Source organism: Rhizobium sp. 62_C5_N11_2 (assembly GCF_051811185.1).
In the GTDB taxonomy this organism is placed as follows: Bacteria; Pseudomonadota; Alphaproteobacteria; order Rhizobiales; family Rhizobiaceae; genus Rhizobium; species Rhizobium leguminosarum.
The window spans coordinates 847935-861410 of the sequence record NZ_JBPWPW010000001.1 but is presented as its reverse complement, the minus strand read 5'-3'; the positions used below and the strand labels follow the sequence as shown (position 1 = coordinate 861410).

The window sequence follows — 13476 nt, the reverse complement described above, 5'->3', positions numbered from 1 at the left end:
AATTTCCGAAATGAGAATGGCCGAGGCATGATCCGCTCATCGACAGCAACCGATCACATCTGTCTCGAAAGGATCTCCAGATGAAAATCCTCATGGTTCTCACCTCGCACGACGAACTGGGCAATACCGGCCGGAAGACCGGCTTCTGGCTCGAAGAGTTCGCCGCCCCCTATTATGCCTTCCTCGAAGCCGGCGCCGACGTCACCGTCGCATCGCCCAAGGGCGGACAGCCGCCGCTCGACCCGAAGAGCGACGAACCGAGCTTCCAGACCGACCAGACCCGCCGCTTCCATGCCGACCCGGATGCCCAGGCCGTGCTCGCCTCGACCGTAAAGCTCGCTTCGGTCTCCCATGAAGATTACGACGCCGTGTTTTATCCGGGCGGCCATGGACCGCTTTGGGATCTGGCGGAAGACAAGAATTCGATCGCCCTCATCGAATCGCTCTATCAGGCCGGCAAGCCCGTCGCCTTTGTCTGCCACGCACCGGGTGTGCTGCGCCACGTCAAGGCTGCCGACGGCACGCCGCTGGTTCAGGGCAGACAAGTCACCGGCTTCAAGAACTCCGAGGAAGACGGCGTCGGCCTGACCCAGGTGGTGCCGTTCCTGGTCGAGGACATGTTGAAGGAGAATGGCGGCATCTATTCCAGCGGCGATGACTGGTCGTCCTATGCCGTCCAGGACGGCCTGCTGATTACCGGGCAGAACCCCGGTTCATCGGTGGAGACTGCCGGCATTCTGCTCGCCGCCGTGACGGCGGCAAAGGCCGCGTGACACAGCGCGGCTGGTCGGGGATCAACCCATGACCAGCCGCTTTGTTACTTGTGTTGCGGCCATACTCAGAGCTTTCCCTTGCCAGCAGTTCGCGGGTCCGCTGGAGACCTGCCCGGCGGCGATTTATCGCGCGTACGATCGGCGGCCCGCTGCTTTATCTGGACCCGCCCTATTGGGATGGACGCGCAACGGGAGTTTCTCCATGGAACTGCAGGCTGCACAGCAGGCACGATCTCTCACCCAACCGGATTATTGAAATCACCGGTCCGGTCTATATTTGAGCAGACTTCGGCGACGCCACGCGAACTAGTCGTGGAATGGGCTCGATCTTCGCGACGAATTCTCTTTTTTAAAGATCATGCCCGAGGCAAGCAGATGTGGCGGTGTGTCGTCGGATGACGCTTGAAAGTCAACGGCATGCGCAAAACAATGGCAGTCGGCCTTGCCGCCTTGATCGCCATGTACTTTCTCGGCGGCATGAGCGCGAGACACGAGATCTTTCCTTGGCCACAACTTTCCGCGCTGAGGACAATGGTTGGCGGAGAGAAGGCGGCGGCTCCAAGCCGTTATGCTTTCGACGACAAGGAACGACTCATCGGGGATGAATCAAAAACGCTTGTGACCTGCCCGACTCAAACTGACCGAACTGCTGTCTTACTCGTTCTTGGTCAATCGAACGCGGCCAACGACGGTGGACAACGGCACAGGTCGAATTATGGCGCTCGCGTTGTAAACGCCTTTGACAAACGGTGCTTCATCGCCGCCTCGCCACTTCTTGGATCGACCGATACCAAGGGAGAGTACTGGACGCTTCTTGGGAACAATTTGATCGCATCGGGACAAAATGACAGCGTTATCCTCGCACCTCTCGCATATTCCGGATCTGAGGTCGCACGATGGGCGAAAGGCGGTGACCTCAATCCTGTGCTGGTCGATACCGTGAAACAGCTTCAGGATTCCGGTTATCGGATAACGAGCGTCCTCTGGGTGCAAGGAGAGAAGGACCTCGTTATCGGCACCACTGCGGAGACCTATCAGGAATATTTCATGTCGATGGTTGACACGTTGCGTCAGCACGGCGTCGAAGCACCCGTTTACATTTCGATCGCATCGAAATGCCTCGAACCGAGCAACGGCGGCTTCAAGGAGCATATTCCGGACAATGCGATAGTACGGGCGCAACTGGCCCTGTCAAAAAGCGGCCACGGTATCCGAGCGGGCGTAAATTCTGACGCGTTGCTCGATGGAGACGACCGCTACGACGATTGCCATATCGGGGGCACAGGCGCGGAGAAAATGTCGGAGGCCTGGTTGAACCTTCTGCGCGGCGATCGCCGCCTGGAAACCTCGGGATAGTCTTCCTAGAACCGGTTTTCGCGCCTTCGCGAGCTCGGCCTCGGGCTCTGTCCGGTATTCGACACCTTGTCACTTGTCAGCGATTTCAACGAAAAGGGTAAGGTTCAGCCGGTGCTCTCCTCCTTTGGCGCCAAGGCCTCCCGTCTCAAAATCAACACGGTTTCTGTTGTCACCTGACGTTGCGCAAACTGCCTGACGCACCTTTCGCAATCGGCCGTACCGTTTTGTACCCCCGCAAGGCAGGGCGTCTCGTCAAGAGGCCGCCCTGTTGCTTGTGTTCTGGTGAAGTTTAGAGCTTTCCCTCTGCCAGCAGTTCGCGGGTCCGCTTCAGCGTCGACAGCAGGGCGGCCTTGTAGCCGTTTTCGCTATCGAATTGTGCCTGCTCGGCCCGCTCTTCCGGGCCGTTCGGCTGTTTGCCGCGCAGGCCGAGATAGCAGTAGAAGCGCAGTTGCAAAGCACCTTCTTCATCCTCGAAGAGCTCATTGATGATTGCTCCCTCGCGTGGCCCCGTCGCCTGAAAGAAGGTGACCTTGCTTTGTCGTTCCAGGGTGATGATCTCGCGCAGATCCTGCCCGGCAATCGTCGCCTCGCGCACGAAGTGGGTCGGGCTTTCCTCCACGACATCGCAACGGGTGCAGAGACCGGCGGGAAGAAAGAGCCGGGCGTCGCGTGCCTTGAGCTCGAGACCTTGCCACGCCTCGGCGCGCGTCAACGGGGTTTCGCCTTCCGGGTTCACCGGAACTGTGGCTGTGGAATAAATCATGGTGATCGTCCTTTTGAGATCGCTGTTGCTGCCTCAGGCGGAGGCAACGGTTTCCGAGGCGAAGGCGCGATAGGAGCGCAGCGGGCGTCCGAGCAGCTTTGTCAGACGCTCGACGTCGCCGGCCTCAGGCAGCATCCCGTCGGCGATGAAGCGCTCGCCCATCAGGCGCATGTCGTAGGCCATCCAGGCAGGCATGAACTGCTTGAGATTCTGCTCGAAGCCCTCGGTATTGTCGCCGCCGTAGTTGATCGGGCGCGCGAGCACGTCTGACCAGATGGCGGCGATATCGCTTCCGGTCAGTGTCTGCGGACCGACGAGGTTGATCCTCTCGAGCGCCAGCGGCTCTGCAGCCTGTTCGCGGCGCAGCAGCTCAAGGGCAGCGATCTCGGCGATATCACGGACGTCGATCATGGCGAGACCCTTGGGTCCGATCGGCATCGGGTAGGCGCCGTAGCCGGTGATGACGTCTTTGACCGTCAGATCGTTCTGGATGAAGTAGGCCGGGCGCAGGATGGTCGCCTTGAAGCCCATCTGCTCGATCATCCGCTCGACCCCGAACTTGCCGGCGAAATGCGGCACGTTCACGTAGACGTCGGCGTGGATCACCGAGAGATAGACGATCCGCTCGATGCCGGCCGATCGGGCGAGGTTCAGCGCGACCAGTGCCTGGGTGAATTCGTCCGGCACCACGGCGTTGAGCAGGAACAGCGTCGACACGCCTGACATGGCGTTGCGGAGCGAGTCAACGTCGAGGAGGTCGCCCTGCACGACGCTGACATCAGCCGGGAATTCGGCTTTCGATGGGTCGCGGACAAGAGCACGGACATCGGCGCCGCGCTTGACGAGGTGTTCGACGACTTGGCGGCCAACATTGCCCGTGGCGCCGGTGACGAGAATGGTCATGGTATTTCTCCGTGTTGGGTTGCTTGACACCTCGAATATGTGTGGTTCACTGGTAGTCCGATAGATGGCGATTTTGGACACGCCGTCTCGCTGGTGGAACACCCATGGATCTTCTTGCGCTTGCCGATTTCAATCTCGTTGCCCGTCATGGTGGCTTCGGCAAAGCGGCAAGGGCGACGGGCCGGCCGAAGGCAACCCTGTCGCGGCGTGTCGCCGAGCTGGAAAGCAGCCTCGCTCTACGGCTGTTTGAACGGGGTACGCGTAACCTGAAGCTTACCGAGGAAGGACGGGCGCTTTTCGAGCGGACGGGGGCGTTGCTCGCCGAACTGGACGAGACGGCGTCAATGATTGCCTCCGGCGGTCAGAGGCCCAAGGGGAGATTGCGGATCAGCGCACCTCTACATTTTTCCCAGACCGCAATGGGGAGGATCGCCGCCGGCTTTTCCCTCAAAAATCCGGAGGTGAGGCTTGAGGTGACGAGTGAGGACCGGCCCGTGGATATGATCGAGGAAGGCTACGATCTGGTCATCCGGGTCAATCCGGATCCCGACGAAAGCCTGGTCGGGCGGGCGTTTCTGCGCGACCGGCTGGTGGTGGTGGCAAGCCCCGATCTTCCCCGCCCGACCGGTGGAGCTGCCGCTCCCGCCGTTGCCCGCGGGGTAGGCGAAGCGCGAACATGGCACGTGAAGACACCCGGCGGCCGCTCAACGATCAGAGTCGAGCCGGTCCTCACTTTGTCAACGCTCATCACGATCCGGGATGCGGTGCGCGCCGGCGTCGGTGCAGGACGTCTTCCCATTTCGCTGGTGAGCCACGACCTGGCTGACGGCACTCTGGTCAATTGGGGGGATATCGACGGCCCCGAGATCGCTCTCTGGACGCTCTACCCCTCTCGGCGGCTGCTGAGCGCGCGCGTATCGGCATTCCTGGACTTTCTCAAACAGGCCTTCCCCAATGGAACGGCTGACGAATTAGCCGCCTATATCGGTAGGTGATGACGGCGCTTTGTCGGCGTCTCCGACGAGCTCCGCGTCGCATGTTTCAGCGAGCATGCACCGGCTCCTATGAGATGACGAGGGCGGAGCATGCCATCGCCGGGAGCCTCCTTCGAAGAAAGCTGCCCTGCTCATGCATAATTCCTCGAATCAAAGTCGATTTTAGAGTAAAATCGATCAGTTTACCTAGAGGGCTGAAACGTCCTTGCGCGCCGACTTCGGCGCGCGGTGCTGTAGAAGGAAAGATGAGCCAATGAAAAGGTTAGCAATCGTTACCCTGTCGCTGGTGACGGCGCTGACGAGCGTCCCGCCGGCCATGGCGTTTCCCACCATTGCCGTGCCGAACATCGAAGGCGCACAGGCGCAGCCGGTCCAGTACAGACATCACGGCGGCGGCCATGGCGGCTACTACCGGCATGGCGGCTACTACGGGCATGGACACCACGGTAGTAACAACGGCTGGGCCTGGGGACTCGGCGGGCTCGCGGCCGGCGCAATCATCGGCGGAATGCTGGCGCAGCCGTATGACGGCCAAGGCTACTACGGTCAAGGCTACTACGGTCAGGGCTACTACAATCGGGGTTACTACGGCCAGGGCTATTACGGATCCGCCTATTACGGTGCTCCGCGCTACTACGGGTCGACCCTGTACCGTCCGCGCTATTACCGCCAGGCCTATTATGGCGGCAACGGACATACGAGCTGGTGCTATGCGCGCTACCGGTCTTACCGGGCCTACGACGACACGTTCCAGCCCTACAACGGTCCGCGACGGGCGTGCGTCTCGCCCTACTAAAGCATGTCGCGCAAAAGTGTGCAGCGGTTTTGCGACAACGACATGCGTAAAAACAAAGACCTAAAGCGCGACAAGCGAATCTGAAAGATCGCGACGCGCTTTAGCCGTTTAATTCAGAACAGGATTCAGATGTGAGGCCGACCCGGCCTCACATCATCCAGTTCTAGCGGAAACCGCCGCTGGCGGCCAATCGTTCGCCGGTCAGCCAGCGGGCATCGTCGGAAGCGAGGAAGACCGCGACACCGGCGATATCGTCCGGCTGGCCGGTGCGGCCGAGCGGTGTCTGGGCCACCAAAGCCTGCTCGAAATCCGAGCCGATGACGCCTGCGGAGTGCGTGCCCTCGGTCTCTACGATCCCCGGCAGGATGGCGTTGACGCGGATCTTGCGCGGCCCCAGCTCCTTGGCGAGCACGCTGTTGATGCCCTCCACGGCGCCCTTCGTGCCCGTGTAGACTGAAGAGTCTGGCGGCGCCAGGCTGGTGACCACCGACGAGATGTTGATGATGCTGCCGCCCTCGCCGAGATGCTTGGCCGCGGCCTGGGTGGTCAGCAGAACGCCCAGAACATTCACGTCGAACATGCGACGATATTGTTCCTCGGTCACCTCACCGATCGGTGCGAATTCATAGACGCCGGAATTGTTGACCAGCACGTCGAGCTTGCCGAACTCCCTGACCGCAGCATCGACCAGTCCCTGTGCCTCGCCGGCTTTCGAAACATCGCCCTGCACCGCGATGGCTTTGCCACCGGCCGCACCGATCGCCTCGACGACGGCGTCGGCGCCCGCCTTGCTCGAAGCGTAGTTGACCACCACTTGCGCACCCTCTGCTGCGAGTGCCTTGGCAATCGCAGCGCCAATGCCTTTGGAGGCGCCCGTCACCACAGCGACCTTTCCTGTGAGCTTAGCCATTTGTCGTTCCTTCCGATCTGGATAGCCGCCGGGATTGGCAAGCTTGTTCCATAGTTCGGAAATTCGGAACTGTTGATCTCGATGTCAAGGGACGCTATATAAAATTCATGAGACCGCTCTTTCACCCCGCCCTGGAGGACATCAAGCCCGAGGCGATCCTTTATGCGCTGTCCGATCCGGAGCGCGTTGCCATTTATGCAAAGCTTGCCGGCGCCAGCAGTGGCGGGACGTGCTCTGCCCTTGCCGATCTCGGCGACCGCGTCATTCCAAAGTCGTCGCTGTCCAACCATTTCAAGGTGCTGCGCGAGTCCGGGCTGATCATCAGCGAGCGCCAGGGTGTGGAGATGCGCAATCAAACGCGCTGCACCGAGCTGGACGAACGCTTCCCGGGCCTGATCAAGGCCATTCTGACGGCTTACGGCCAGCCTCCCGGGCAGCCGAAGACGGACTGATCGCCCCTAAGTGCTTGTGACCTGCCACTGAGAATTTCCTCCAGAATGGATTAGAGTCCGGCCTATTAAGGGACGGACGAATGAAGAAGCAGAGATTTACGGAAGAGCAGATTATCGGTGTGCTGAAGGAGCAGGAGGCTGGCGCGAAGGCGGCCGACCTCTGCCGCAAGCACGGGATTTCAGAAGCGACGTTTTATAACTGGAAAGCCAAATATGGCGGCATGGAAGTCTCCGAGGCGAAGCGGCTGAAGGCGCTTGAGGACGAGAATACCAGGCTGAAGAAGCTGTTGGCCGAACAGATGCTTGATGCAGCCGCGCTCTGCGAGCTTCTTGCAAAAAAATGGTAGGGCCTGCCGCCAAGCGTGAAGCCGTCACGCATCTGAAGGCCGTCATGGGTCTTTCGGAACGGCGGGCCTGCCAGATCGTATCCGCCGACCGCAAGACGATCCGTTATCGGTCCAATCGACCGCCGGAGGTCGATCTGCGAGCGAAGCTGCGTGACCTCGCTAATGAGCGACGGCGTTTCGGCTACCGGCGGCTATTCATCCTGCTTCGGCGAGACGGAGAGCCGTCCGGGGTCAATCGCATATACCGTCTTTATCGCGAGGAAGGGCTTTCCGTTCGCAAGCGAAAGGCCCGTCGGCGTGCTGTCGGCACGCGTGCGCCGATCCTGGTCGAAGCGAAGGCCAATGCCCGCTGGTCGCTGGATTTCGTCCACGACCAGTTTGCCTGCGGTAGACGCTTCCGGGTGCTAAACGTTGTCGATGATGTGACGCGCGAATGCCTGGCGGCAATCCCCGACACGTCGATCTCCGGTCGCCGTGTTGCTCGGGAACTGACGACGCTGATCGAACGACGCGGCAAGCCTGACATGATTGTCTCCGACAACGGCACCGAATTCACCTCGAATGCCATTCTTGCCTGGTCGAAGGATCACAAGGTCGAGTGGCACTACATCGCGCCGGGAAAGCCAATGCAGAACGGCTATGTCGAGAGTTTCAACGGTCGCATGCGCGACGAGTTGCTCAACGAGAGCCTCTTCTTCGGCCTCGATCATGCCCGCAGCGCCATCGCTGAATGGGCTGAGGATTATAACCATTTCCGGCCGCACTCATCGCTCGGATATCAGACCCCGGCAGACTATGCCGGGACCATCGCCGCAACCGGCTCCAACGCTGCGCAAGATGAAAGCTTCGCGTTTCCGCCGGTTGCTCACACCGCGCCATTTGGCGTATTCAAAGCCGCCGAGGCTCTAACCGCCGCTGGATGAAAGTTCAGTGGCAGGTCACTTGCGGCACGAATGGTCGCATGGATCCTGCCCTTTCCATCTGCCGCTGGTGCCTCGGTCCGCGGCGGGCGTGTGTCTCACCCTACTAGTGATTGCGGGCGTAGTTTGCGACCTCCGCAAAAACGGACATCAGGGCGTAGACTGCCGGAAGCAAAAATTTCATCCCTAAGCAACTAAGATGCAAAGGCGGTTTCATATTCAGGATAGGCCATGCCCAATATGACAATATTTATTTCCTGAACGGTTTCATTGAAATCCTCAATCGCGACGCCCTCGCATCGAAGCACCCCGAACTCTGCTGAATATGCAGAGAGCTGGGCCTTGCCTTCTGGATCATTATATTCGCCATCAATGACGAACGCGTGGAGGCGTGGATCATAATCTGGAGTGGGAACGAAACGTCCCCCTGCAACGCCCATCGACGGATCGATGGGACCAAGGTCGGCATGCCCAATGATTTTTTCTTCGTGCAGAATATCGACTTTCATGGCTTGATCTCGAAGTTTGCCTCGGTTGCCTACCCACCGTATTTTCGATCACTATATTGCGATTGCTCGCATTTTGCGTCCGCGATTCGATCGTCGCATCGATTTGCGGAGGAGTGAGCGATGATGGGATGCCGTATGCTCGACTTCGATCCGCTCTATTCAACTCCGCAGGTTGCAGCTATCGAACAGTTCATCGATCAGCATTATCCGCTTGCAGGGCCGGTTTCATGCCGGATGCTGCAGAGCGGCTTGAACGATGTGTATCTGGCCCTCGGGAGCAACGGCGAGCGGTATGTGTTCCGGCTTTCCCATCGCCGCGCCCGTGGCCCGGCCGACGTCAAGACCGAAACGGCTTTCCTCACGCATCTCGCGCAATCGGGCGTTCCGGTCGCAGCAGCCGTCCCGACACGCGAGGGCAGCTTGTTCGTTCAAGGACAGGCGCCGGAGGGTGCGCGCCAGGCCGTGCTCTTCCGGGCGATCGAGGGCCGCAAGCCGGATACGACGGATGCCGGTGATGCACGGGCCAACGGCAAGACGCTTGCCTTGATGCACAACGCAGCCGAGACATTTCAGCCGACGGAGCGCTCTATCGGCTTGATCTCGAACACTTGCTGCATCGGCCCCTCGCCCGAATATGCGATAGCGGCGTCGTGGAAGACGCCGAGGTCCGCAGCGATCTCCAAGACATCGCTGCGCGGACCGCAAAGGCGATTGAAGCCTTCGCCAATCTGAGCTGGACGCATTGCCATGGTGACTGTCACGGCTTCAATGCGCGGATCAACGACGCAGGCGAAGCCGTATTTTTCGACTTTGACGACGGCGGTTCGGGATACCTCGCCTACGACCTGTCGGTGTTTTTGTGGGCGCAAACGTCCTTCGGTCGGAGGTCGACCGCCATGTGGGACGCCTTCGTCGATGGCTATCGGGCCGTCCGGCCGATCACGCCTGATGACTTCGAAGCCGCCCATCGGTTCGTGATCGTCCGCCACATCTGGCTGATGGGCGAGTATGCAAGCCGGGCACAGGAATGGGGAAGCGAGACCGTCGGCTGGATTGCGCGGGAAGCAAATTTCCTGAGGCAGTGGGAGACCGAGCGATGTGTCGAGCGGCTGTTCTGAATGCAGTTCTGCTCAGCGGCCTGAGGATCGGAGTGGCAGCCCCAGTGTAGACGAAGACGGTGCCACACAGCGGGCGGTGCGTTGGCGTAGTCGGTGATCGCTTCGACCTTCGCCCACGCGGAAGTCGTGCCACCCGGTGTCTGAATTGCGTCCCATGAGATGTACTTGGTGATGGGCGACCTGCGCGTCGAGACGCCGCACAGAGAGGATCACGCTCTCGACCGGATAGCGCCATTGCCAACATCTTGAGCCCACCGGTTCGGGAACGCTAGATCACAGGCTGGCGAACGAGCTTTCGGAGATGTCGAAGTACGCCCCCCGGATCGACCGGATGCCTGGCGCGACTTTGGCCATCGCCGAAGATTCTACCTCCCGGAGGGACCCAGTGACCGCGCGAGCTGGTCATCGCACTGCCCGGATCGATCTCCAAACTGGCGATAACGACCGCGACGAAGTATAAATCTTCTAGGAATGCGGGCGTCAAACTAGGGAGAGAATGATGAAGACGATCACAGTTTCGGGCTGCATGATGCTAGCCTTCGTATCATTTGCGTATGCAGCGACCCTGACGGGTGAGCAATTGAAAGGCGAGTTGGTGGGCCACACGATCCATTGGAAGTCTAAGAGCGGATCGGGCATCACAATCTACAAAGAAGATGGAACGATCGAAGCTACGGTCGACGGGGACAAGAACAGCTACACAGGGACCTGGCGCATCAAGGGGAACCAGATGTGCGAGAAGTTCGCCAAGGAAGCATGCGCGACGATCAATTCGCTTGGAGGAAAAAGCTACTCCAAGAAGGGCGGCACACTCACGGTTGAATAGGACACCAGAAATTCTCGGACTTATGGAGCAAATGCCACAAATATCCGATCAACGAATTTAGTGCGCTCCTGATTGCATAGGGATAGCGGCAGTGGCGTAAGATGAGCAACGCCAATGTCCCAGATCTTCCTATGACTTCAATACCACGGACGACGTATGGTCTGTGCCAAACAAACGTCTCCTTTGAGCCGAAAGTGGACGACTACTGATTTCGGAAAGCGCCGATCGGTGCCCATCATTTGATGATGCGGTATCGTCTCGTCAAAGCTTGCGCCCACTCTTCCGCGACGGCCGAGGGTTGCGAAGAAGAGCTCCGAAAATCCAAACAACGAAAGACCACACCAACAAGTACACAAATGCCCATTCCGGATAGTAACCTTCTAGGAGAAAATTGGGCCAGGAGAAAATTGGAATTGCCGTCAGCTCTGCGCCTGCGAGCGCAGCCAGTCCTGAAGCTTGTCCACCGCTTCGGACTTCCGATATCGCGGCTTCACCAGATAGAAGTGCGAACGCGCCCTGAGGGCGCCGTCGAAGACTTGCCTCAGCCTGCCCGCCTCGATGTCGGTCGAGACGAAAGCGCGGGTTGCCACGGCGATGCCCTGTCCGGCGATGGCAGCTTCGATCGCGTGCGATGTCTGTGAGAAGCTGATGCCGCGAAACAGCGTGGGATCACCGCCGCCGAGGAAACGATCGATATATTCGGGCCAGGAATTATGGGCATCGTGAAGCAGCGTGTAGTGCGAGAGTTCTTCCGCGTTGTTGGGCTCGGCTCCGTCGGCGACGAGGCTTGGATTGCAGATGGAGATGATCTCCTGCTCGAACAGCAGCTCGGCGGCGAGGCCTGGACCGAAGGGAGGGCTGCCATATCGGACGGCGAGATCGACGCCGTCGACCTGGAAGCTGGAAATGCGGTCCGTCGCCAGGATGTGGAGATCGAGATCGGGATGCCGCGAGGTGAAATCCGGAAGACGCGGGATCAGCCATCTCGAGGCGAAGGTCGGTGTCGTGCTGACCACCAGTTTGACCGGCTGAGGCTTCAGGTTCGCCGTCGCGTTTGCGAGCAGTTCGAAGGCGCGCCTGACGTCGGCGACGTAGCTTCGCCCCTCGCCGGTCAGCGCCAATGACTTCGGCAGGCGCTCGAACAATGCCACCCCGAGTTCCGCCTCGAGCCCGCGCACGTGCTGGGCAACAGCTCCCTGGGTGACGCCGAGCTCTTCGGCCGCCAGCCGGAAGTTCAGATGACGCGCCGCCACGTCGAAGGCCTTGAGGCCGTTGAGGGAGGGAAGATTGCCTATGGACATGGACTCTCGATAGTTTTTCTACTGGGACATGTCACGAAAACTGGTTCGCTCTCGCTTGAAGCCCATGGTATTCGAAGGATCAGAGCCCGGCAATGGGTGCAAAATCTGGTAGGGAGAGCGACGATGACAGTAGAAAAGGTAGCGATCATTACGGCTGGCGGCAGTGGCATGGGTGCGGAAGCCGCGAGGCGGCTTGCGGCCGATGGCTTCAAGATCGCCATCCTGTCCTCGTCAGGCAAGGGCGAGGCGCTTGCCACCGAACTGGGCGGCATCGGCGTCACCGGCTCGAACCAGTCCAACGACGACCTCGAGCGCCTGGTCGACGCATGCATGGAAAAGTGGGGTCGCATCGACGCTCTCGTCAACAGCGCAGGTCACGGTCCCCGTGCGCCGATCACCGAGGTCACCGACGAACAGTGGCATACCGGCCTCGACGTCTATCTGATGAACGTCATCCGTTCGGTTCGGCTGGTGACGCCGATCATGCAGGCGCAGAAGTCGGGCGCAATCGTCAATATCTCCACCGCCTGGGTGGCTGAACCGTCGGCGATGTTCCCGACCTCGGCCGTCTTCCGCGCCGGGCTCGCCGCCTACACCAAGATTTACGCCGATACCTATGCGGGCGACGGCATCCGCATCAACAACGTGTTGCCAGGCTGGATCGACAGCCTGCCGGCGACGGAGGAGCGCCGCGACAGCGTACCGATGAAGCGTTATGGCACCAGCGCCGAAGTGGCGGCGACGATTTCCTTCCTCGTTTCCGAAGGGGCGGGCTATATCACCGGCCAGAGCCTCAAGATCGACGGCGGCCTTACCCGGTCCGTCTGACAGGACCGCTTTCAACGCCAGGGAGAACAGCGATGTGCTGCGACTACGTCAAGGCCGGCGAGATAAGAGACGCCGAGGCGGAGGCGACACAGTGAACCTCGCCGAGGTCGATGCATCGGCCTGGGCCGAACTCGAAGGTGCTGCCGCCGATCCGCAGTCGGCCTTCCGCTACCTGAACCTGTGTTCGGTCGACGCCGGCGGCCGGCCGCAAGCCCGCATGGTGGTGCTGCGGCGCGCGGATGCGGCGCGACGCATCCTGGAAATCCATACCGATGTCAGAAGCCCGAAATGGCAGGAAATATCGGCCAACCCTTTGGTCACCATCCTCGGCTATGGCCCGCAGCCGAAAGTGCAGCTTCGCCTTCAGGGATCGGCCGAACTCCATGGACCGGCAAGCGAAAGCGCGACTGAAGCCTGGAGCTTGCTGCCGCGATCGACGCGCAGTACCTATATGGGTGGGCCGCCGGGCGACGAAATCGGCGAGCAGCCGGCAAGCGAGGCAGCGGGCGCAGACGCCGATGGACGGGCCTTCTTCGGGGTGCTGATATTTCGGGCCGAGACGCTGGACTGGTTCCAGCTGCGCCACGCCGACAACCGACGCGCAGTCTTTGCCTACGACAAACTGGGCGCGCTGACCTCCTCCCGCTGGGTCAATCCCTGAACGCCGGACGACCACGCG

At 60.3% G+C, this 13476-nt stretch carries 14 protein-coding genes and 1 pseudogene; 10 read left to right on the top strand and 5 right to left on the bottom strand.

Annotated features, from left to right (window positions below):
• Positions 1-80: 80 nt before the first annotated feature.
• A complete protein-coding gene (locus tag AB8B31_RS04330; protein WP_018241064.1) occupies positions 81-773 on the top strand; it encodes a type 1 glutamine amidotransferase domain-containing protein in 693 nt (230 codons plus the stop codon).
• 417 nt (positions 774-1190) lie between these two features.
• Positions 1191-2129, top strand: coding sequence for a sialate O-acetylesterase (locus AB8B31_RS04325; RefSeq protein WP_018241063.1), 939 nt, complete (start codon positions 1191-1193; stop codon positions 2127-2129).
• 289 nt (positions 2130-2418) lie between these two features.
• Here AB8B31_RS04325 and AB8B31_RS04320 read toward each other — a convergent pair whose 3' ends face one another.
• On the bottom strand, positions 2419-2892 hold the full coding sequence (locus tag AB8B31_RS04320) for an SRPBCC family protein (protein ID WP_018241062.1): 474 nt from the start codon (positions 2890-2892) through the stop codon (positions 2419-2421).
• Between the two features lie 33 nt (positions 2893-2925).
• Positions 2926-3795 (bottom strand): SDR family oxidoreductase, encoded by an 870-nt coding sequence (locus AB8B31_RS04315; protein WP_018241061.1) that lies wholly within the window; start codon positions 3793-3795, stop codon positions 2926-2928.
• A gap of 104 nt (positions 3796-3899) precedes the next feature.
• Between AB8B31_RS04315 and AB8B31_RS04310 the strand changes: the two genes are divergently transcribed.
• Positions 3900-4790: a LysR family transcriptional regulator gene (locus tag AB8B31_RS04310; protein ID WP_018241060.1), complete on the top strand. Its 891-nt coding sequence runs from the start codon at positions 3900-3902 to the stop codon at positions 4788-4790.
• Between the two features lie 253 nt (positions 4791-5043).
• Positions 5044-5586 (top strand): BA14K family protein, encoded by a 543-nt coding sequence (locus AB8B31_RS04305; protein WP_439007357.1) that lies wholly within the window; start codon positions 5044-5046, stop codon positions 5584-5586.
• A 163-nt stretch (positions 5587-5749) separates the two neighbouring features.
• On the opposite strand, the gene AB8B31_RS04300 is transcribed toward AB8B31_RS04305, so the two are convergent.
• On the bottom strand, positions 5750-6496 hold the full coding sequence (locus AB8B31_RS04300) for a glucose 1-dehydrogenase (RefSeq protein WP_018241058.1): 747 nt from the start codon (positions 6494-6496) through the stop codon (positions 5750-5752).
• Between the two features lie 107 nt (positions 6497-6603).
• On the opposite strand from AB8B31_RS04300, the gene AB8B31_RS04295 reads away from it, so the two are divergent.
• Positions 6604-6948, top strand: coding sequence for an ArsR/SmtB family transcription factor (locus AB8B31_RS04295; protein WP_018241057.1), 345 nt, complete (start codon positions 6604-6606; stop codon positions 6946-6948).
• An 80-nt stretch (positions 6949-7028) separates the two neighbouring features.
• Positions 7029-8218, top strand: a protein-coding gene (locus AB8B31_RS04290) for an IS3 family transposase (protein WP_085990120.1) whose coding sequence is annotated in 2 segments (ribosomal slippage) — positions 7029-7281 and positions 7281-8218 — 1191 coding nt in all. Because the reading frame shifts where the segments join, the coding sequence is not laid out codon by codon here.
• Positions 8219-8409: 191 nt separating this feature from the next.
• On the opposite strand, the gene AB8B31_RS04285 is transcribed toward AB8B31_RS04290, so the two are convergent.
• Complete coding sequence (locus AB8B31_RS04285) at positions 8410-8724, bottom strand: hypothetical protein (RefSeq protein ID WP_018241055.1); 315 nt, start codon at positions 8722-8724, stop codon at positions 8410-8412.
• Positions 8725-8859: 135 nt separating this feature from the next.
• Here AB8B31_RS04285 and AB8B31_RS04280 point away from each other — a divergent pair.
• A pseudogene (locus tag AB8B31_RS04280) lies at positions 8860-9842 on the top strand (phosphotransferase enzyme family protein).
• A gap of 499 nt (positions 9843-10341) precedes the next feature.
• Entirely contained in the window at positions 10342-10668 is a 327-nt protein-coding gene (locus AB8B31_RS04275) for a hypothetical protein (RefSeq protein ID WP_018241054.1), read from the top strand.
• Between the two features lie 419 nt (positions 10669-11087).
• Here the strand turns inward: AB8B31_RS04275 and AB8B31_RS04270 are convergent, their stop codons facing one another.
• Positions 11088-11969 (bottom strand): LysR substrate-binding domain-containing protein, encoded by an 882-nt coding sequence (locus AB8B31_RS04270; protein WP_018241053.1) that lies wholly within the window; start codon positions 11967-11969, stop codon positions 11088-11090.
• A 123-nt stretch (positions 11970-12092) separates the two neighbouring features.
• On the opposite strand from AB8B31_RS04270, the gene AB8B31_RS04265 reads away from it, so the two are divergent.
• Positions 12093-12797, top strand: a complete 705-nt coding sequence (locus AB8B31_RS04265; RefSeq protein ID WP_018241052.1) for an SDR family oxidoreductase — start codon at positions 12093-12095, stop codon at positions 12795-12797.
• A 91-nt stretch (positions 12798-12888) separates the two neighbouring features.
• Positions 12889-13458 carry a pyridoxamine 5'-phosphate oxidase family protein gene (locus AB8B31_RS04260; RefSeq protein WP_018241051.1) on the top strand — a complete coding sequence of 190 codons (570 nt, stop codon included), beginning with the start codon at positions 12889-12891 and terminating at the stop codon, positions 13456-13458.
• Positions 13459-13476: the final 18 nt, after the last annotated feature.